18 protein-coding genes are annotated in these 19223 nt (G+C 59.1%); 7 read left to right on the top strand and 11 right to left on the bottom strand.

Annotated features, from left to right (window positions below):
* Positions 1–155: 155 nt before the first annotated feature.
* From HMPREF2857_RS02725 to HMPREF2857_RS02705, 5 genes are all read right to left on the bottom strand, one after another.
* On the bottom strand, positions 156–629 hold the full coding sequence (locus HMPREF2857_RS02725) for an Rrf2 family transcriptional regulator (RefSeq protein WP_070642640.1): 474 nt from the start codon (positions 627–629) through the stop codon (positions 156–158).
* A 112-nt stretch (positions 630–741) separates the two neighbouring features.
* Complete coding sequence (locus tag HMPREF2857_RS02720) at positions 742–2577, bottom strand: phosphoenolpyruvate carboxykinase (GTP) (RefSeq protein ID WP_049171801.1); 1836 nt, start codon at positions 2575–2577, stop codon at positions 742–744.
* Positions 2578–2875: 298 nt separating this feature from the next.
* Positions 2876–3301: a DUF6802 family protein gene (locus HMPREF2857_RS02715; protein WP_070642637.1), complete on the bottom strand. Its 426-nt coding sequence runs from the start codon at positions 3299–3301 to the stop codon at positions 2876–2878.
* A 34-nt stretch (positions 3302–3335) separates the two neighbouring features.
* Positions 3336–4364 carry a hypothetical protein gene (locus HMPREF2857_RS02710; RefSeq protein ID WP_070642635.1) on the bottom strand — a complete coding sequence of 343 codons (1029 nt, stop codon included), beginning with the start codon at positions 4362–4364 and terminating at the stop codon, positions 3336–3338.
* The gene (locus HMPREF2857_RS02705) at positions 4346–4888 is read right to left on the bottom strand and encodes a hypothetical protein (RefSeq protein ID WP_070642633.1); all 543 of its coding nucleotides are present in this window, start codon (positions 4886–4888) and stop codon (positions 4346–4348) included. The genes HMPREF2857_RS02710 and HMPREF2857_RS02705 overlap by 19 nt, the downstream gene beginning before the upstream one ends.
* Positions 4889–5212: 324 nt before the next feature.
* Here HMPREF2857_RS02705 and trmB point away from each other — a divergent pair, with 324 nt between their 5' ends.
* The 7 genes from trmB to HMPREF2857_RS02670 all read left to right on the top strand — a co-directional run bounded on the left by trmB (position 5213) and on the right by HMPREF2857_RS02670 (position 11764).
* Positions 5213–6061: a tRNA (guanosine(46)-N7)-methyltransferase TrmB gene (gene trmB, locus HMPREF2857_RS02700; protein ID WP_246819586.1), complete on the top strand. Its 849-nt coding sequence runs from the start codon at positions 5213–5215 to the stop codon at positions 6059–6061.
* Between the two features lie 4 nt (positions 6062–6065).
* Positions 6066–6749 (top strand): NYN domain-containing protein, encoded by a 684-nt coding sequence (locus tag HMPREF2857_RS02695; RefSeq protein ID WP_005510460.1) that lies wholly within the window; start codon positions 6066–6068, stop codon positions 6747–6749.
* Positions 6750–6871: 122 nt separating this feature from the next.
* On the top strand, positions 6872–7852 hold the full coding sequence (locus HMPREF2857_RS02690) for a lysylphosphatidylglycerol synthase transmembrane domain-containing protein (protein ID WP_246819584.1): 981 nt from the start codon (positions 6872–6874) through the stop codon (positions 7850–7852).
* Between the two features lie 62 nt (positions 7853–7914).
* Entirely contained in the window at positions 7915–8286 is a 372-nt protein-coding gene (locus tag HMPREF2857_RS02685) for a DUF3054 domain-containing protein (RefSeq protein WP_070642627.1), read from the top strand.
* An 87-nt stretch (positions 8287–8373) separates the two neighbouring features.
* Positions 8374–9900: a peptide MFS transporter gene (locus HMPREF2857_RS02680; protein ID WP_016421637.1), complete on the top strand. Its 1527-nt coding sequence runs from the start codon at positions 8374–8376 to the stop codon at positions 9898–9900.
* A gap of 215 nt (positions 9901–10115) precedes the next feature.
* Positions 10116–10385: an ACT domain-containing protein gene (locus tag HMPREF2857_RS02675; protein ID WP_016421638.1), complete on the top strand. Its 270-nt coding sequence runs from the start codon at positions 10116–10118 to the stop codon at positions 10383–10385.
* Between the two features lie 14 nt (positions 10386–10399).
* Positions 10400–11764: a PFL family protein gene (locus HMPREF2857_RS02670; RefSeq protein WP_069359737.1), complete on the top strand. Its 1365-nt coding sequence runs from the start codon at positions 10400–10402 to the stop codon at positions 11762–11764.
* Between the two features lie 18 nt (positions 11765–11782).
* On the opposite strand, the gene HMPREF2857_RS02665 is transcribed toward HMPREF2857_RS02670, so the two are convergent.
* The 6 genes from HMPREF2857_RS02665 to HMPREF2857_RS02640 all read right to left on the bottom strand — a co-directional run bounded on the left by HMPREF2857_RS02665 (position 11783) and on the right by HMPREF2857_RS02640 (position 19206).
* On the bottom strand, positions 11783–12340 hold the full coding sequence (locus tag HMPREF2857_RS02665; protein WP_016421640.1) for a TM2 domain-containing protein: 558 nt from the start codon (positions 12338–12340) through the stop codon (positions 11783–11785).
* A 216-nt stretch (positions 12341–12556) separates the two neighbouring features.
* Positions 12557–13480, bottom strand: a complete 924-nt coding sequence (locus HMPREF2857_RS02660; protein WP_070642625.1) for a cutinase family protein — start codon at positions 13478–13480, stop codon at positions 12557–12559.
* A gap of 5 nt (positions 13481–13485) precedes the next feature.
* Positions 13486–13974: a DUF732 domain-containing protein gene (locus tag HMPREF2857_RS02655; RefSeq protein WP_016421642.1), complete on the bottom strand. Its 489-nt coding sequence runs from the start codon at positions 13972–13974 to the stop codon at positions 13486–13488.
* Between the two features lie 37 nt (positions 13975–14011).
* Positions 14012–16123 carry an alpha/beta hydrolase-fold protein gene (locus tag HMPREF2857_RS02650; RefSeq protein WP_070642621.1) on the bottom strand — a complete coding sequence of 704 codons (2112 nt, stop codon included), beginning with the start codon at positions 16121–16123 and terminating at the stop codon, positions 14012–14014.
* A gap of 549 nt (positions 16124–16672) precedes the next feature.
* Positions 16673–17716 (bottom strand): alpha/beta hydrolase, encoded by a 1044-nt coding sequence (locus tag HMPREF2857_RS02645; protein ID WP_049193152.1) that lies wholly within the window; start codon positions 17714–17716, stop codon positions 16673–16675.
* A 470-nt stretch (positions 17717–18186) separates the two neighbouring features.
* On the bottom strand, positions 18187–19206 hold the full coding sequence (locus HMPREF2857_RS02640) for a decaprenyl-phosphate phosphoribosyltransferase (RefSeq protein ID WP_049193199.1): 1020 nt from the start codon (positions 19204–19206) through the stop codon (positions 18187–18189).
* Positions 19207–19223 lie beyond the last annotated feature (17 nt).

Raw genomic sequence — 19223 nt, 5'->3', positions numbered from 1 at the left:
TTTGTTGGCGCCAAAACTAGTCTTTGCAGTTGCGAATCAACCGCTTTTAGCTGCAGAAACGGCGCCGCCAAAAGTCTTGACAGACAAGCTTCGACAGCACCACTCTCAGCTCTTTTCAAATCGAGATTAGGCCTTCAGTTCTACGCCTAAACCACCTAAACCGGACGAATATTGAGCCTCGCCCCCTCAGACAAGCTACCTCCCTCGGAAGTATCACCATCCGCACCATCAACCGACTTGGCGGGAATGAGATCAGCAATCAACACCGGATCGAGTGCCGCGAAGAACGCCTCCTGTGCAGCCGCTAACTTGCCACGCAACAGGCACGTCGGCAGCAATGGACAGTCAGTGCCGACACAATCGACGACCTCGTTGTTTTCCAGAGTGCGCAGCAGCTTGCCGACGGATTTTTCCGTAGCCGAATCTCGCAGATAGATGCCACCATTGCGCCCCTTGACCGCTTCCAAGAAGCCGAGCTCCACAAGCCGCGAGACAACCTTGGAAACATGCGCGCGAGACGCATTGAGAGACTCCGCTACCTCGGCAGCGGTGTATTTGCGCCCCGGCTCCCCCGTCGCCATCAAAGTGATGACACGCAGGCTCAAATCAGAGAAAAGCGTTAGTTGCATTGCGTGTCATCCTTCATCGTTGTACTGCACAAACCACCCCCTTGCCAGCCACTTCGGGCAACAAGGGGGTGGTTCTAGGTTCTAGCTTTTAGCAAGGCTAGCTAGCAAGATCTTAGTCCTGCAGGCTCTTCTCGATACGAGCCTTCAGAGCCTCGAACTCATCCCAGACTTCCTGCGGAACGCGGTCGCCGAGGAACTTCAGCCACTCCTCGTTGTCCGGGAGGTCACCCTGCCACTTAGCAGCCGGTGCCTTCAGGGCTTCCTTGACATCGGCGAAGTCGATGTCCAGGCCAGTCAGGTCCAGGTCCTCTGCCTTAGCGGTGTGACCAACAACGGTCTCCTTGGCGCCAACACGGCCCTCAATGCGGTCGATGATCCACTTGAGAACACGGGAGTTGTCGCCGAAGCCCGGCCACAGGAAGCGACCGTCTTCGCCGCGGCGGAACCAGTTGACCAGGAAGACCTCTGGCATCTTGTCGCCGCCCTTGACACCCATGTCAATCCAGTGCTGCAGGTAGTCACCGACGTTGTAGCCAATGAACGGCAGCATTGCCATCGGGTCGTGACGCAGGGAGCCAACCTTAGCCTCAGCGGAAGCAGCGGTCTGGCCGGAAGCCAGGGTTGCACCGATGAAGGTTGCGTGGTTCCAGGACAGAGCCTGGGTCACCAGCGGCACAGTGTCCGGGCGACGGCCACCGAACAGGATGGCGTCAATCGGGACACCCTGCGGGTCGTCATACTCCGGTGCAGCGACCGGGCACTGCGAAATCGGGGTGCAGTAACGGGAGTTCGGGTGCGAGGACAGCTCGTCGGAATCCGGAGTCCAGTCATTGCCCTTCCAGTCAATGAGGTGCTCCGGCTTGCCTTCCATGCCTTCCCACCAGACGTCGCCATCGTCGGTCAGTGCGACGTTGGTGAACAGGGTGTTACCGGCCTCCATAGTCTTCATGGCGTTCGGGTTGGAGGAGTAGTTGGTACCCGGTGCAACACCGAAGAAGCCGTTCTCAGGGTTGACAGCGTACAGGCGGCCGTCCTCACCGAACTTCAGCCATGCGATGTCGTCACCGACGACCTCGGCCTTCCAGCCCTCGATGGTCGGAGTCAGCATAGCCAGGTTGGTCTTACCACATGCAGACGGGAATGCAGCGGCGATGTGGTAGGCCTTGCCCTCTGGGTTGGTGAGCTTCAGGATGAGCATGTGCTCAGCCATCCAGCCCTCTTCCTTGGCCATGACCGAAGCGATACGCAGTGCGTAGCACTTCTTGGCCAGGATGGCGTTTCCGCCGTAGCCGGAACCGTAGGACCAAATCTCCTTGGTCTCCGGGAACTGGGTGATGTACTTCTCATCGTTGCACGGCCATGCAACGTCCTCCTGGCCTTCCTCCAGCGGAGCGCCAACGGAGTGCAGAGCGTGGACGAAGTCTCCGTCCGGACCAATCTTGTCCAGGGCATCCTGACCCATGCGGGTCATGATTCGCATGGAGAGAACCACGTACTCCGAGTCGGTCAGCTGAACACCCAGCTTCGGCTCCGGGTCGGTAATCGGACCCATGCAGAACGGAACGACGAACATGGTGCGACCCTTCATGGAACCGCGGTAGTGCTCGGTCATTTCCTTCTTCAGTTCGACCGGATCCGCCCAGTTGTTGGTCGGGCCAGCATCCTCTTCCTTTTCAGAAGCGATGAACGTGCGGGACTCCACACGAGCAACGTCCTTCGGGTTAGAGCGGGCAAGGAAAGAGTTCGGGCGCTTTTCCTCATTCAGCTTGATAAGAGTTCCCTTATCAACCAGGTCCTGGGTAAGGCGGTTCCACTCTTCTTCCGAGCCATCAGCAAAGACAACCTTGTCTGGCTGGGTCAGTTCTACGACCTCAGCAATCCAGCGCAGCAGTTCGGCGTTCTCGGTCGGGGCCTGGCCCTCGAGACCAGGAATAGAAGGTGCGGACATCAGTTCTCCTGACTCATTGATTCGCGTCTTAATTTAAGGCTACCGGGGGATACCGAAAGTTGCCGGGCCCCACATCGACAATCGGCTCGTTCCCTCATTTGCAGGCCGTTACATCACAGCTTTACAACAATTAATTTTCCCCGCCCCATTCTTGCGACCTGTTCATTTATGGCCATAACCAGCGAATAAGGCCAGCCTCACCACATAAATTTACAACCATTAACCCTTTGGCTGCAGTTACCCCCATTTGTAAGCAACCGAGACACGGGTACCCCCGCGCGCAGCGGTTCCAAAGTCGTTAGTCCCAGCTGCCCCGCGCGGACTGTTCCCATGAGTACGCATCCCACTTCCCCGCTGCTGATACCGTTTCCGCTGCCGCTCCGCCCATCGCGTCAGCAGCCCTCACATCATCGCTGCTCCAAGACTCCCAAGTGCCGTCAAAACGGACCGTCGTAACGTGATCCACCGTGCCGTCACCGTCTAAATCCGAATAGATCGACAACCCAGAGTCGTCGGCAAGCGTAATTGACCCCTCGTCGTCGCCGAGGTCGTAGAGCTGCCCATCGACCTCCACAACCAGCCCGGCGCCACCAACGTCCGCAGACTGCCCATCAATCGGCGTCGCCGCCTCCAAACCACACGGCGTAGCAGGCGAATGCGCCTCCACCCCGCCATCGGACGCGGGTTGATCGGAAAAGTACTGCAGTAAAGAAAACTCATCCATCGTGATATCCCCCTATTTCTCTTAGCTGTCACGGCTATCGCGCAGGCGTTCCGGTGTACTCCGCCAGCTGCTCTATTCGCCATCCCGGACCCCGCGCACCAAGGGCCTCGCGCACCGCCATCTCCACGGACTGCGTCCATTTTCGCCGCAGATGGGCGAGGTAATTTGCCCGCCACTGCGCGGTGCGTTGGCGTGCGTTACGACGAATCGTTGCGCCCACCGCCACCACCGCAACGCCGAGGCCTATTGCAAGTGCGACCAGCTGCGCCACAAGCGTCGGCACCCCAACCCACATCAGCACCCCGTGGACGATCCGCACTGCGCCGACCGCCACGCCAAGCGAGGCCACCGCCACCAGCGCGTCCATGGCATAACTAGGGCGAGCCGGACTTTCTGGAGCGGGCACCGGGATTTCCAAACGAAGGCCCAATTCGTCGCCACACCGCTGCTGCAGCCGCGTCGCTGCAATTTCGGCACGGCCCTGAAGTTCCGCTTGGTCACCCGCGGGGCCGTCAGCCACTTCCTGGAGCGCATCCCGCACTGCACTCTCAGCTACCAACTGCATCTTCCGCTGCAATCGCGCCGCCGCCCCTGCTCCGCGCGATCGCTCCTGCGCCAGCTGAGCTCGCACATTTCGAGCCCGGCGCGCGCTCAGTGTTTCCCCCGAGTTTCTGGGCGGGCCTTCTGCCAGCAGAACCAGGGTTCTGGCCATCCTCTCGTCCAGCGCACCCATCGGGATTATGCTGTCGATTTCCTGACGCCAGGCCTCGGCATACTCACCATTGCCAATCAGGCCAACTGCAACGCGGCCGGTGGCCTGGCTAATTGCTGCAACCGTGCTGACGCACTCCCGCGTGGGCTGCACCTCGCTGTCTGCAACATAGAGCACGACGGCGCTGCGTTTATCCACAAACTCCAGCCGACGTGGCGGCGTCGCAGTGTCAACGATCTGCGAGAAGTCCGCGCGGTCCGCCGCGCCCCCGGCTTTGGTGACAAGAAGCGGTGGCTGCTCCGACCCCTCCGCCGAGACCGGACGTGGCTCAACTACGTCCGGTGTTGCCATAGCAACTCCTCCAGGCTGTCTCTAGCCGCGGGAAAGGCTGCCGCGATCTCAGTCAACTGCACTGCGAGTAGCCCGTCATCATCGCGTGATTCGTCTTCCGCACCGTAGCGTTCAGCAATCTTCCGCAACGCGGAGCTGAACAAAAAAGTGTGTTCAGCTGTCTCGTTTGTGGAGATGTCGCAATACTCGTCGGCAAGCGAATGGCGAATCGGTTGTTGCTCGATGACCAGCGCGACAGGGGCGCACAGCTTGTCGGCCAGCTCCGCGTGACATTGCGAAAATGCCTCGCGCACAGCGGTTTCGCGCACGCCCCTGCGCAATCGCGCGCAGATTATCGGTGGCCGTTTCTCGCGCTCAAGCGCCTTGGCGACGCACACCTCCGCGCCGCTCGTGTTAGCGGTGTCCGAGTGCGCGGCCTGCCGTGATGACAGCCAGTCCACCACAGCACCGCGCAACGACGACGATGTAGATCCCGTTGACGGCTGTCTTGTTTCCGTGACATCAGTTGCGGAAATAAGGTCCATTAGGCCTAGTCCCCTCCCATAAATCCCCTGCGTGGTTTAGTTAAAACCTGCGTAACCCCCATACGGCCCGTGAGCCAGATTCCGCGCCCTGAAACGCTGCGCTAGGCAGACCCCAAGCACCGCTTCAACCAACGAATAAGCGCGGCTTCGCGTTCAGCCTACAGCGGACCGCGGATTCGGCAAGTCGACAAAACAACTTTCCCCGCCGTGCCGCCTATTCAGGACGACGCGGCATCGTCAACCGGCGTGAAACCGCCAGGACAACAACAAAAATCCTAGGGGCAATGATTGGATAGTTGGCCGATGTCGTGGACAATAGGGAACGTGACTACTTCTGATTTTTCTGAAAATATCGAACAGCCTGCGGTTTCGCAGCAATCTGAACCATTGCCAACTCGCGCGGACGAGCAGGCGGAGCAACCGCATGAGCGCCAGCCGAAGAAGGGCGAATTGCCTTCAGGTCGTCCGGAAAAGACCCAATTCGACGATGGTCTTGACTACCCGCGCATCGGCAATCTGTCCTTCCGCCGTGGCACTTTGACTCCCAACCAGGAAAAGATCTGGGAAGACAACTGGGACACGTACGGCAAGGTCCTCTCCGACGAAGTCATTGACGTGGAGGAATGGTTCGGTCGCAAGGGACCGACCATCGTCGAGATTGGCTGCGGCACCGGCACGTCCACCGTGGCTATGGCCCCGCAAGAACCGGACCACAACATCATCGCCGTTGAGCTTTACCGCCCTGGCCTGGCGAAACTGCTCTCCGCCACCGTGCGCAATGAGGTGTCGAACATCCGCATGGTCCGCGGCGACGGCGTCGAGGTTTTGCAGCGCATGATCGAGCCGGAGTCGCTGGCCGGCGTGCGCCTGTTCTTCCCGGATCCGTGGCCGAAGGCACGCCACCACAAGCGCCGCATTGTGCAGTCCGGCACGTTGCGCCTAATTTCTTCGCGTCTGAAGCCCGGCGGCATTTTCCACGCCGCCACCGACCATGCGGACTACGCAGAGTGGATCGAGGAGCTCCGCGAGGTCGAGCCGACGCTCGAGCCTATCGCCTGGCCCTGGCCGGAATCCCCCATGCTTCTCGACCGACCGACGACCAAGTTCGAAGCCCGCGGCCTGAACCTCGACCACGACATCCACGAGTTCATCTGGCGCAAGAAAGAGGCATAGGAACATGAGCACTACCCAAAACACCTCTGCCAGCTACAACACCACTGAGACGCACCCGACCGCACTACTCGTGTGGGACGCCCCGAACTTGGACATGGGGCTCGGCGCCATTTTGGGATCCCGCCCGACCGCCGCACACCGCCCGCGCTTCGACGCCGTGGGCAAATGGCTTATCGACGAAGCCGAGCGCGTATCCCACAAAATCGGTTCCGATGTCCTCCCCGAAGCCACGGTATTCACCAACGTCAACCCGGGCTCAGCGGAGATTGTCCGCCCCTGGGTCGAGGCTCTGCGCAATGTCGGTTTCGCGGTCTTCGCAAAGCCGAAGATCGAAGAGGACACCGACGTTGACCCGGACATGATTGCGCACATCCAACGGCGTTACGACGAGGGCGTGTTGCGCAGTGTCGTCGTTGCGTCCGCCGATGGCCAGAATTTCCAGGAGCTGCTGGAAAAGCTCGCATCCGAGGGGATTCGGGTAACCGTCATCGGTTTTCACGAGCACGCTTCCTGGGCGCTGGCCTCCGATGCGATTCGCTTCGTTGACCTGGAGGAAATCAAGGGCGTCTTCCGCGAGCCGCTACCGCGTATCGATCTCGACCGCCTGCCTGATGGCGGTGCGTGGCTGCAGCCGTTCCGTCCGCTCACGTCGTTGCTCAAGGAGCGCGACGGCAAGAACGACGACTAGGGAGACCACCGCGGCGACGTCTAGGGAGACGAACAGGAAGACGAACAGGCTTCTTATTTATGTCACGACTTAAAAAAGTCCTCAAAACCGGCAATTCGAGCTGGCTACGATCGATAATCCTCGTGGCCCTCGTGATTGCCGGTATCGTCCTGACGGTAAGAAACTGGGACAGCATCGTCCAGGGGCTCCAAATCCTTGCGGATGTCGACGCTAAGTGGCTGTTCATCGCCATTTTTTCCGTGGCTTTTTCGCTCTACGCGATGGCGGAAGTGATGCGTCTGCTGTTGCGAGCTGGAGGCGTAAAAGCAGCCACTCGCCGGAGCACCAATGCGCTAACCCTCGCATCCAACGCGTGGGCGGTCACCGTTCCCGGTGGTGCCGCATTCTCCACGGCGCTGCAGATTAAGCGCATGATGCAGTGGGGCGCATCCGCGGTCCTTGTCAGCTGGTTCGTGCTTTTTTCGGGCGCGTTGTCGTTTTTAGGTCTGGCATTTCTGGGGCTTGGCAGCCTCTTCTTCGTCGGACAGGGTGGCACGACCGCGGTGCTCATCGCTATGGCAATTGCGGTGTTACTGGCCACCATTTTGCTGTGGCGGATTTCCCAGAACCCGGCTTTTCTCAACAAGACAGGCGCGTGGTGTCTGCGTGTCTTTAACAAGATTCGAAAGAAGCCCGCGGACACCGATGTCGACCGACTTGAAGAGTCCGTCAAACAGCTGACCAGCGTGAAGTTGCCCGTGCAAACTTTGGCTCTTTCCTTCACCTGGTCCTTTATCAACTGGGTCGCGGAAATTGTCTGTCTCTACGCCGCCATCCGTGCCGTTGGTGTCGATGACATCTCCGCTACGAAGGTGCTGCTGGCCTTCGTAACCGGCAAGCTCGCAGGTTTCATCCAGGCCACACCGGGCGGCATCGGCACTGTCGAGGCCGCTTTGACCGCGGCTCTCATCGCAGGCGGCACCACCGGCGCCGAGGCCTTTGCAGCGGTGCTGGTCTATCGCATCGTTTCCTTCGTCCTGGTGGCAATTGTGGGCTGGATTATCTACGCCCTCGGCTTCGACCACAAGGATCAGCCCGAGCGCCATCCAGCCGCTGACCGCTAATGGCTTCCTCGCCGCTGGTCTCTGGTCACCCACCAATCTGAGGGGTCGCTAGACTAAGAAGCATGAACACACGCGTATCGACGTTCTTGATTGACATCCTCGCCATCTTTATTTTCGCCGTGTTAGCGCGCCTGGCTCACAACACTCCCGAGGATCCTTTTACCTTCACCAATATCCTCGATACCTGGTGGCCGTTCGCATTCGGTGTCCTCCTGGGCACCGCGCTGATTAAGAACGAGCCGAACCCGCGTGCAGTGAGTTCAGGCGCAATTGTGTGGCTCGGCACTGTCGTCGTCGGCCTAGCTGTGTGGGCCACCCGCAATTCGGCAGTCCCGCACTGGTCCTTCATTCTGGTTGCCTCAGTCATGAGCGCCTTGCTGCTGCTGGGTTGGCGAGCAGCGTCGAATGCGGTTGCTCGTAAGTCTCTGGACTAAGCCTTCGGCCCCATCCCTAGCCCTTCGGTTTAGTTCACTGACTAAATCTGGTTTTTAATTTTTGCACTCCGCCTCGATAATTGAAGAATGGACAAATCTTCTGACGAGGCTCTCGGCAATCAACCAACTGCTGAGACCCAACGAACTCATAACCCCGCAGGGTCCAGCGAAGACCGCACCTTCATGGGCCAACCGTGGGGTCTCGCCAACCTCTTCGGCATCGAAATGTGGGAGCGCTTCAGCTTCTACGGCATGCAGGCCATCCTGGCTTTCTACATGTACTACGAGACCACTCAGGGCGGTCTCGGCCTGGACAAGGGTGCTGCTACCTCCATCGTCGGTGCTTACGGCGGTCTTGTCTACATGGCCGCACTCGTTGCCTCTCTGGTTGCCGACCGTATCCTTGGCTCGGAGCGGACACTGTTCTACTCCGCCATCCTGGTCATGTTTGGCCACATCTCCTTGGCCTTCATCCCCGGCGTGATTGGCCTGGCTATTGGCCTTGTCTCCATCGCGATCGGCTCCGGCGGCGTGAAGACCAACGCACAGGTCGTGCTGGGTCAGCTCTATGCCAAGGACGACCCGCGTCGTGACGCCGGCTTCTCCATCTTCTACATGGGCGTCAATATCGGTGCCCTGTTCGGCCCACTGCTCACCGGCTGGATCTGGGGCATGAAGGGCTTCCACTGGGGCTTCGGCCTGGCGGCTATCGGTATGGCTGCCGGTCTGATTCAGTACATCCTGATGCGCAAGTCCACCATCGCCGAGGCTGGCCATGAGATTCCGAACCCGCTGCCGAAGAAGCAGTACCCGGTATGGATTGGCATTGCAGTGGTCATCACTGTTGTCTCGGTTACGCTGGTTTCCACCGGAATTGTTCCGGTCACGACTCTTTCCACTGTGGTCACGGTGATTGCACTGATCGCCGCTGTGGTGCTGTGGTGGCAGATGTACTCCTCGCCACTTACGACGAAATCGGAGAAGACTCGCCTGGTCGGTTTCATCCCGATGTTCGTCTCAGGCGTGCTGTTCTTCGGTATCTTCCAGCAGCAGTTCACGGTGCTGGCCATCTACTCGGACATCCGCCTCGACCGCGAGATTTTCGGTTGGGAAATGTCCCCGGCCTGGATTAACTCGATCAACCCGATCTTCATCATCGCCTTCTCGATGGTCTTTGCAGCCGCCTGGTCCAAGCTTGGTGACCGCCAGTGGTCCACCCCAGTGAAGTTCGGTGTCGCCAACATCATCATCGGTATCTCGCTGTTCTTCTTCATCCCATTCTCCGGTGGCGGTGAGAACTCCACTCCGCTGTATGCGATTATCTGGATTCTCTTCCTGTTCACCATGGGTGAGCTCATGCTGAGCCCGGTCGGCAACGCCCTTGCTACCAAGGTCGCTCCGGCAGCATTCCCGTCGCGCATGATGGCCGTCTGGCTGATGGCAGTCGCTATGGGTACTTCACTGGCAGGCACCCTGGCCGGCTTCTACAACTATGAGGATGCCGCTGCTGAGAACACCTTCTTCATCACCCTGGGTATCGCCTCGGTTGTCTTGGGCCTGATTCTGCTCGCACTGCGCAAGTGGATTGTCAAGGAGTTCGTCGACGTCCGATAAGGCTGGCCCCCGCTCTGGCACAGCCCACGCCCCTCCCCTCCTCCCCACTTCACGACACCTATGTCACCTCATGCCGCCTCCACAGATGGCACGAGGTGACATAGGTGTCGTGAAGTGTTTTGGGTGGCCCTGAACATGCTTCGCCACAAACTTGCCACCAGCACAACCGCCATCCACAGATTTTCCCCGCCTCCCCACCGGCTAAAATTGAGGCCATGTTTGCCATCATTACCGTCACCGGCGAGGATCACACCGGCATCATCGCCGCCGTCACCACTGCTCTGGCGGAGCAGGACGTCAACATCGTCGATGTTTCCCAGACCCTCATGGATAAATGGTTCACCATGATCCTGCGGGTGGAGTTCAACGAGAAGGCCACCCCTATCAGCACGCTGCAGGGTTACATGGATTCCGTCGGCAAGCGGGAGGGGCTTGTCATTCGAATCCAGTCTGAGGCGCTGTTCAACGCCGTCAACGAGATTTAAAGGGCGCGACCAGGATGGATTTCAACTTCGCGCAATCTAAGTTCCTCGACACTATTGACATGATCGAGAAGTACCGTCTGGATATCCGGACGGTCACCATGGGCATTTCCCTGCTCGAGTGCTCTCGCTCTGAAATGGAAGCCACCGCACAGGCGGTGTATGACCGCGTAACCAGGCAGGCCGCTCGCCTCGTGGAGGTCTGCGAGGGTATCGAGGCGGAGCTGGGCATTCCGATCGTCAATAAGCGCATCTCCGTCACACCAGTTTCCCTCATCACGGCCGGTTGCGAAGGCGATCCCACAGTGGTTGCCAAGGCGCTCGACCGCGCCGCCCGCGATTCTGGGGTGAACTTCCTCGGCGGCTACTCGGCGCTCGTCGAAAAGGGCGCGACGACCAGCGAGAAGCGGCTCATCGACTCCATTCCCCACGCTCTTAGCGAGACCGAATTGGTGTGCAGTTCGGTCAACGTAGCGTCGTCACGCGCGGGCATCAACATGGATGCAGTGCGACGCATGGGCGAAGTGGTGAAGGAAGCCGCGGCGCAAACCGCTGATCGCAGCTCCATTGCCTGCGCAAAACTGGTGGTTTTCGCCAATGCGGTGGGTGACAACCCCTTCATGGCCGGCGCGTTCCACGGTGTTGGAGAGCCGGATTGTGTCGTGTCCGTCGGCGTTTCGGGTCCGGGTGTGGTCGATCGCGCGCTCGGCGATCTGCAGGGCGCCAGCTTTAACGAAGTCGCCGAGGAGATTAAGAAGGCGGCGTTCAAGATCACGCGCACGGGTCAGCTGGTCGGCACGATGGCGTCGGAGCGCCTGGGCGTGCCTTTTGGCATCGTGGATCTCTCGCTCGCGCCGACCGCCGAGATGGGCGACTCCGTCGCTCATATTCTCGAGCACATGGGGTTGGAGCAGGTCGGCACGCACGGCACCACTGCCGCGCTGGCACTGCTTAACGACGCCGTGAAGAAAGGCGGCCTGATGGCGTGTTCACGCGTCGGTGGACTGTCCGGGTCGTTCATTCCGGTCTCTGAGGACAAGGGCATGATTGATGCTGTGCGCGCGGGGTCGATCAGCATGGACAAGCTGGAGGCGATGACCTCTATTTGCTCGGTGGGCTTCGACATGATTGCGATCCCGGGAGACACGCCTGCGACCACGATTTCCGGCATGATTGCCGACGAGGCCGCCATCGGCGTGATGAACCACAAAACCACCGCAGCCCGCCTCATTCCGGTGCCGGGCACCAAGCCGGGCGATGAGGTGAACTTCGGTGGTCTGCTCGGCTACGCGCCGGTCATCGATGTCAATGCCAAGGGCAATGCCGAGTTCATTGCCCGCGGCGGCTACATCCCCGCACCTGTGCACGGGTTCAGGAACTAGCGGCTTCGGACGAGGCTCCTACGATTGCAGGCGGCGCCCATTTGCGTCATAGGCGTAGGAGCCGCTACCGACGAGAATCAAAATGAACTCGATAAATGCCCAAATGCTGACGCCGATAATGAGGAAGAAGCCAACCAGGAAGATGGCGGTAATCCAGCCGAATACCGTCAGTGCTAGCTGAATAGCACCACGCGAGTTGTGCCCCAGGTAGAAATTGTGAACACCCAGGGTGCCCAGGAAGAAAGCAAGCAGAGCCGCTGCAATCTTGGACTTATCCGAGACAGGGGAACCTGCCACCCCGTAGCCCTGGTGCGGGTTCGGGCCGCCGAAGCCAGCGGAATACGCCGGCGCCTGCTGGTTTGGGTAACCACTCTGATACGGATTCGAGTACCCGTTGTGGAAATTGTGCTGGCTCGGGTCCTGATAGCCCTGCCCCACGTTCGGCTGCTGCGGTGGGTATGGATCCGAGTACGGCATACCGGAGCTGTAAGCACCCGAGCTGTTAGCGAACTTCCCCTTGGACCTCGGCATACCGTCTTCGTCGAAATCTCCATATGGGTTTGTCGGATTCGTCATTGCACCCTACCTTTTCGCCTAGATTTCCCCGGTCATGAACAGCAGTTCCTTGGGGCGATAATAACCGGTTCCGTCAGACTGCTTCCTGCAACTTTGTCAATTTCTTTCGAAATTTTAGTGAAACTGTTGTTTTGGAATATTAAACACCAGTTCTTGAGCAAGATTCTAACAGCAAGTCCCCGTCGAGGGTGTCTCGCACATTGTGAGCTGCCTCTACTACCGCGCCAGCGATTGCTCAATCAGTTCGCGAGTCCAACCCTCAGTCCAGGCCAGCGGAGTCGTCCCCGGAATTGCCACATCATTCGTGGCGTAGGTCGCGTGCGCACCCGCGCCGGTAATCATCTCCTGCGCTCGTGCAATCGCATCGGCCACTCCCGGAGGCACATCACAGAAGGAGTCCGATGGCACGCAGACATTCTGGACCTTGTCATTAAGAGGCCCAAAGCCGTCTCGTGGACCGCGCATCGTTGCGCCCGGAACCACAGCCTGCACAATGCCGCCAAGCGGCTGCAATGACAGCTCGACGCCCACACCAGCCAGCGGAACGCCCTGGTTCACGCCCTGATTGGGGTCACGCCGCGGGTCGCCCAACAGAGCCACGCCCGCGATGCGCTCGGCCGGAACTACACCGCGGCCATTGCCGATGTCAGAGGCCAAATCACCTGCAATAGCGGCACCCTGGGAGAAGCCCATCAGGACGAAGTCCGTCAGCGGACACTGCCCGTGCAAGTCAGCCATTTCCTTAGCGGTGACATCGCGCCCGACTGCCTGCGAATCATCGTAAGTGAGTTGGTCGGGCAGCTGATGCGTCTTAATCTGTGCCGGGTACGGCGTAGTCCAGACCTTGACATCGCCCTCCGAGTAGGACCCTGAGATCGAGTTCGTCAGGCCAAGCAGCAGCGAATGCGGGTTCGCGGTCGGGGCCATCGGATCATCGTCAGCACGCGATTCCGCAGTTCCGGGCACCGCGATAACTTCTACCGCCGGGCACCACTCGGGTTGTTCGGCCAGAACCCCGCCATCGTCACCGGGGGTCGGTGGGGTTTGACCGCCTTGGTCGTCGTTAAGCCATTGCACTACGCCGAAGCCAATAGCGGCCACCAGCACAATGACCGCCAGAATTGTCAGCACTTTACGCATGAGTGCTAGCAATACGCCTTTTTAGCGGAGCTTGCAATAGTCTTCGCCACTTCCTCGGCGCTTTCCTGTGAGCGCCCCTGTGCGACCAGCTGCCCGGCAATCGCCAGCGCGATGACTTCACGCTCCTCCTCCGGTGCGTCCGCGCATGCCGCGCGACCTGTGCCGATGAGCTGATCCTCCACCCCATCAACATCGATTCCCGCTTTTTCCAGCGCTCCGAGGTATGAATCGTCCGCCTCGCTGAGCTTCATCTGCCCATCGGGCGCTTCGTCCACGCGCTTAGCTTGGGGATCTGTGATCTCCGGCGCAGACTTTTCGCTCGACTTCGGCGCAGAAGTCTTCGTGCTTGACGACGTCGTGGAGGTCTTCGTAGTCGTTGACGAGGTGACCTCCGAAGACTCCACTGTGGAACTGCCACAGGCGGCCACTCCGAAGGTCAGCAGCGCAACAGCTGTGGTTGTAGCCAGTGTCCGGAAGGACTTGTTCATGGACATTTGTCTATCCCTTATTCAGTGCCCTGCTTTGGTTGGCTTACTTGTCATCACCGTTGTCGGCGGCTGGGGCCGGCGCTTCTGGCTTATTGCGCTCTTCGACAATCTTGCCGTTGAGCTGACGAATCCAGCCACCCTCGAACTGCTGCTCAAGACCGCCGGCCTTGACTGGCTGCAGTGGGCCGACCGGGTAGCCGAACGGGCCATTTTCGTAGCCAGTGCTGCCCCAGTGGTCAGTGATGTCGTTGGAGCGCACCGGCTGTGCACCAGTTTCCGGAGTCCAGTAAATGGCACCGTGTTCGAAGCGCTGGAAAGCGCCGCGGGCGAGCTTGACCTCGTCGCCGTCAACAGGCAGACCCAGATCGGACTCAGCGCCACCGAGCTCCTTGTAGACACGGCCGATTTCACCACGCACGATGCGAGGTTCTTCGCCGCCGATCTTGACGATGGTGCCACCCTGGAAGTCCTGGGCGACACCGCCCGGAATATCGCGGTGGTTGGCGACTGGGTAGCCCAGCGGACCGGTCTCGAAGCCGGCCTTGCCCCAGACGTTCATAATGTCGCCGGTGACTTCGTGGGCTCCGCCTTCCGGAGTCCAGTAAATCGAACCCTTTTCGAAGTGAACGAAGCGTCCCGAGCCATCCGGCGTAGCCAGTTCGTTGGTCACTGGGTAGCCGAGCGGCGAGGACGGACCACCGAGCTCGTTGTAACGCGAACCGATGCGCCCCCAGACCACATGTGCCCCGGAATCCGGGTGCCAGTAGGCGGTACCGCCGGTAAAGTCCTGAGCCACGCCATTCTTGGCGACACCATACTCATCCGACAGGCAGGTGCCAATTCCCGGCAGAGATGCAACGGCCTTCTCAATCTCGCCACCTACGCGGCAGACAGCGCCACGATCGGACTCCGGCAACTGCAGTGCATCGGCCAGCGTTGGCCAGGCCTGACTGACCTCGAATTGCCAGTACGGCCAGGTGTGAGTACCCGAGCTCCGGAAGTTCACAACCGGCTCGACGCCCTTTTCGCGAGCATTTCGGATGAAGGTCTCACTGGTCATGCGGGAAAGCACTTCCAATGCGTAACCGGTCGGATTGTCCGGCTTCGTCGGATCGATCTGCGACGGCACGTCCCACTCACCGGTGTTGCCGTTACCCGCCGAGATGTACAGCGACATGCCCTTGAGCTTGTCGATGTTCAGCTTCGGATCATTGTCCTTCCAACGCTGCGAACCGAGCGGGCCCCACATCTTCGTCGCGTCATAGCCACCGGTGTTCTTCATCGCCAGAGAGATTGCCTGCGGCATGCCCGGCGAAGTCATATCCAGGTAACCAGAGAGGCTACCGGCAAACTTCCACAGCTCCGGAGAGTGTGCTGCAACGTTGTAAGCACCGGTAGCTCCCATGGAGATACCGATAATGCCGCGTTCATCGTTGCCGCGGAAGCCGTTGGTGATAACCGGCACGAGCTCCTTAGTAATGAAGCTCTCCCACTTGTAGTTCTGACCGTTATCCGGCTGATCCCAGTCAGAGTAGAAGGACGATGTACCGCCGGCGGGCATAACCACCAGGACATTCTTGTCCTCGTAGAAGCGCTCGATATTGGTAGCGCGAATCCAACCGGAGTAGTCATCAAACGATGCCATACCGTCAAGGTGATAGACGCTCGGGAATGTGCGCTCCTTGTCGCGGTACCAATCGCGCGGCAGCAAAATCTCAACCTGAATTGGCTTCTCCGGCATGGCAGCCGAGCGAATGTGCGCAATGACGTGGTGATCTGTGTACCACTCGACCTTGTCTACGCTGACTCCGCTGGGCAGGTTCGCCACTGCGGGAGTATCGACTTTAAATGGCGTACGCTCCGGCCCTGGCATCGGCTTCGGCATACCCAGGCCAGGTAGCTGCGCACCAGCAGCTTGCGCTGCTTCAGCGGCCTTAGCAAGGTCTCCCAGGTCTTCAGATTGAGCCAACTGCCCCTGAACGGCCTGAAGCTCCTCGTAGCTAGGCAGACCTGGCTGAGCTGGCTCGGGAGCCGCCACTGCAGCAGGGGCACCGAGAGCGAGAGTCAACGGTAGTGCCAAAAGTGCGGTCAACGCCCGCGATGACTTCCGGCTGTTGCCGAGGCCACCACGGAGGAATATAGCGGTTACGCGCATAAGAGGGCTTCCCTTTACAAAGTCGCTGGTTGAAATTATTTGAGACGTTGAGTGTTGCACCGGCGCCGGTTAGGCACCTGCAGATAGCATCACGCGGCGCTAGAGCTATGCGTTTACCGTTCGGCTTCGCAGAATTACGTGGTGACCAGCAACGTATCCGAAGGTTCCCCTCCTCCGGCGTGCCGCTGCACGAAGAATCTCACACACGTTCTGCGAAACAAACGGTATAGCTACCTGAATAGCTTCACCCTTTACTTTAAGGTTCGACTCTCATGTTTACCCTCTTACGGGTAAAAACCGTGGAGACACACGCAAAAGGAACTGAATTCAAGCTTTGACAGCGCAACTCTTTGCGCCCCTCTGTAGGCCGTTACCCACACCTTCCGCTCAGCATCCAAACCCGGACTCGACACAGAAAAAAGACCAATCCCAACAAAAGGATTGGTCTTTCTTCAAAATTGAGACTTCTTAAGAAGCTAGCCCCTTTAAGAAGTCATCCAGCACCAGCGCTAGGTCAGCGCGCCAGAGCGCCCTGAAATAACTATCGACCTAAAGGCCCAGCGCCCGAAGAATGTGCGGGCGAGCAAGCGCGGCATCACGGCCCCACAGCTCCCACGAGTGGATACCGTTCGGGCTGTAGACAAACTGCGCATTGAGGCCGGCAGCGCGAGCATCCTGCTCAAAGCGCTGCGTCGAAGCGCGGGATACGGACTCCATCACGGCACGCCAGACGGTGTCAGGGAGCTGCGGCACCGGACGGTTCAAAACCTCCGGATCACTCCACAGGCTCTGAACACCCTGGGCGGAGGAAACATACATCGGCAGCCCCTTGAGCTGGTCGAGCAGCATCGAAGGGTCATGGGCCTGGCGTTCCGCCGAAGCCGGAACCGGAAGACCCCACATGCCAGTCGGATTCACTACACCAGTGCTAGCCACCATTGCAGTGGTACCCGTAGCAACTACCTCGTTCGACATCTGGTAGTAACCGGACAGCGAAGTAACATGCTTGAACTGGTCACGGTGGCGGGCTGCCAAAGAAACCGCCGCAGCCGCACCCATGGACAAACCAGCGATTGCGTTGCGGTTCGGGTTGACACCAAACTCACGCTGCAGATAGACCGGCAGCTCCTGAGTCAGGAAGGTCTCCCACTTCTGGATCTTCGGACCCTCAGCAGTCACAGCCGGGGTATTCCAGTCGGTGTAGAAGGAGCCATCGCCAGCAGCCGGCGCAACCAGAGTGATGTTGTCATTGGCGAAGGTCTGAGCAATGTGACCCGACCAAATCCAACCGGACGCGCCCTTATTAAAGCCCCACAGACCGTCGAGCATGTACAGGGACGCATCGCCGCCACCAGTAGCCGCCTTAATCTGAACCGGAATATTGCGGTTCATAGCCGGCGAGAAGACCTGGCAGTACTGAACCCACCAGTTGTATGGATCCCACTCACAGCCTGGACGCAGTCGATCACGGTTTGGATCAGCACTCGCATCCTTCGCGGATGCGAGCATGATGCCACCAAACACCATTGCAACAGCCACAAGGGCAGCTACGACCTTCACCGTGAAGTTACGACTCACTGCAGTAAAGCTCATCGTTCTCCTCTTTACTTTCGGACTTACCTCCGCGCCAGACTTTTCGGAGGCAGTCGCTTACGCGAGCTTTCGCTTTTCTGCTTCCAGTTGTGACGCGACAACTGGAGACCCCACAAAAGAATCTCGAGTATGTAACGATACTCAATCGTTTCCCTACATCCAAGTTTAAATCGTAATCATTCCGTAATATTTCTCACATTTCCCCTCAAAACTATCCACCACAAGGAGAAACAATGTTTACCAGCATGGAATTACAAAATTGTAATTCCGCCCCGACTAATCCGTAGGACTGACTGAGAAACCTAAAACACGCCTACAAGAACCCCAAACACAACGTAAGTATTAGCTAGGCACAAAAAAGCCCATGCACCCCTCGGTGCATGGGCTTTCAGCTACCAACCGAACCCGACTAGAACCCGACGAGAACCCGACGGAAATCGCAGTTCGCTTAAAGGGATAAGAACTGGGAACTACCCCAGAGTCGGGACAGCGTAGACAGCGATGGCAATGGACAGCAGCCACAGGACGGCCAGTGCCTGCAGCGGTCGGTCCTTGAGCGCAATCTCATCCGGGCTTCCCGCATCACCACGGTCAACGTCGGCGGCGAAGCGCAGGATGGCCACAGTGAATGGAACCATCGAGATCTCGTACCAAATAGCCGAAGTCGATGAAGTGCCCGGCGCGCGGCCCATCTCAAAGCCCCACAGCGCGTAGCTCAGCACCACGGCGGTCGCAGCGAGGGTCCACACAAAGCGCAGGTAAGTCGCGGTGTAACCCTGCAACGACTTTCGAATCTTCTTACCCGTGCGCTCTGCCAACAGCAGCTCAGCGTAACGCTTACCGGCTGCCATGAACAGCGAACCAAAGGCGGCAACCAGCAAGAACCACTGGGACAGGTTGATGTTGGCAGCAACACCGCCGGCCATTGCACGCAGCATGAAACCCGAGGACACCAGCGCAATATCAATCACCGGCTGGTGCTTCAGGCCAAAGCAGTAACCGAGCTGCAGTGCAATGTATACAGCCACAACAATTGCTAGCCCCGGCCCCTCAGAGGCAAACCAGGACACCGCAATCGAACCAATAATCAGTGCGACCGCCATAATGTACGCCATGCTCACCGGCAGTACGCCAGCGGCAATTGGGCGGAAGCGCTTGGTTGGGTGCGCCCGGTCAGCTTCAACATCGCGGGCATCATTAATCAGGTAAATCGACGATGCGGCCAAACAGAAGGCCACAAACGCCACCAGGATGTCGACGGTCAGCGTACCGATCGAACGTCCCGAGTCCATGATCTCGTTGCCGGCTGCCAGTGGAGCCGCAATGACCAGGACATTCTTCACCCACTGCTTCGGGCGAAGCGCCTTGATCATGCCGTCCAACAGATTCTTCGGCGGATGCCCCTGCGGGTGCGCAGGCTCATCGATACCGGAAGTGTGCGGCTCGGACCCAATCCTTGATTGAGAAGCTTGCCGCTGGTTGGCCGACACATTGGCCAAGTTGTCGT

It is taken from the genome of Corynebacterium sp. HMSC076C10, assembly GCF_001812455.1.
Lineage (GTDB): Bacteria > Actinomycetota > Actinomycetes > Mycobacteriales > Mycobacteriaceae > Corynebacterium > Corynebacterium jeikeium_D.
This window is presented reverse-complemented; position numbering and strand designations above follow the sequence as displayed.

Excerpts from the sequence above, each read along its gene's own strand:
- HMPREF2857_RS02665 (WP_016421640.1), bottom strand. The coding sequence starts at position 12,340 with ATGACGAATCCGACAAACCCATATGGAGATTTCGACGAAGACGGTATG.
- HMPREF2857_RS02655 (WP_016421642.1), bottom strand. The coding sequence starts at position 13,974 with ATGTCCATGAACAAGTCCTTCCGGACACTGGCTACAACCACAGCTGTT.
- HMPREF2857_RS02660 (WP_070642625.1), bottom strand. The coding sequence starts at position 13,480 with ATGCGTAAAGTGCTGACAATTCTGGCGGTCATTGTGCTGGTGGCCGCT.
- HMPREF2857_RS02670 (WP_069359737.1), top strand. The coding sequence starts at position 10,400 with ATGGATTTCAACTTCGCGCAATCTAAGTTCCTCGACACTATTGACATG.
- HMPREF2857_RS02685 (WP_070642627.1), top strand. The coding sequence starts at position 7,915 with ATGAACACACGCGTATCGACGTTCTTGATTGACATCCTCGCCATCTTT.
- HMPREF2857_RS02715 (WP_070642637.1), bottom strand. The coding sequence starts at position 3,301 with ATGGATGAGTTTTCTTTACTGCAGTACTTTTCCGATCAACCCGCGTCC.
- HMPREF2857_RS02650 (WP_070642621.1), bottom strand. The coding sequence starts at position 16,123 with ATGCGCGTAACCGCTATATTCCTCCGTGGTGGCCTCGGCAACAGCCGG.
- HMPREF2857_RS02710 (WP_070642635.1), bottom strand. The coding sequence starts at position 4,364 with ATGGCAACACCGGACGTAGTTGAGCCACGTCCGGTCTCGGCGGAGGGG.
- HMPREF2857_RS02705 (WP_070642633.1), bottom strand. The coding sequence starts at position 4,888 with ATGGACCTTATTTCCGCAACTGATGTCACGGAAACAAGACAGCCGTCA.
- HMPREF2857_RS02725 (WP_070642640.1), bottom strand. The coding sequence starts at position 629 with ATGCAACTAACGCTTTTCTCTGATTTGAGCCTGCGTGTCATCACTTTG.
- HMPREF2857_RS02720 (WP_049171801.1), bottom strand. The coding sequence starts at position 2,577 with ATGTCCGCACCTTCTATTCCTGGTCTCGAGGGCCAGGCCCCGACCGAG.
- HMPREF2857_RS02695 (WP_005510460.1), top strand. The coding sequence starts at position 6,066 with ATGAGCACTACCCAAAACACCTCTGCCAGCTACAACACCACTGAGACG.
- HMPREF2857_RS02675 (WP_016421638.1), top strand. The coding sequence starts at position 10,116 with ATGTTTGCCATCATTACCGTCACCGGCGAGGATCACACCGGCATCATC.
- HMPREF2857_RS02645 (WP_049193152.1), bottom strand. The coding sequence starts at position 17,716 with ATGAGCTTTACTGCAGTGAGTCGTAACTTCACGGTGAAGGTCGTAGCT.
- HMPREF2857_RS02680 (WP_016421637.1), top strand. The coding sequence starts at position 8,374 with ATGGACAAATCTTCTGACGAGGCTCTCGGCAATCAACCAACTGCTGAG.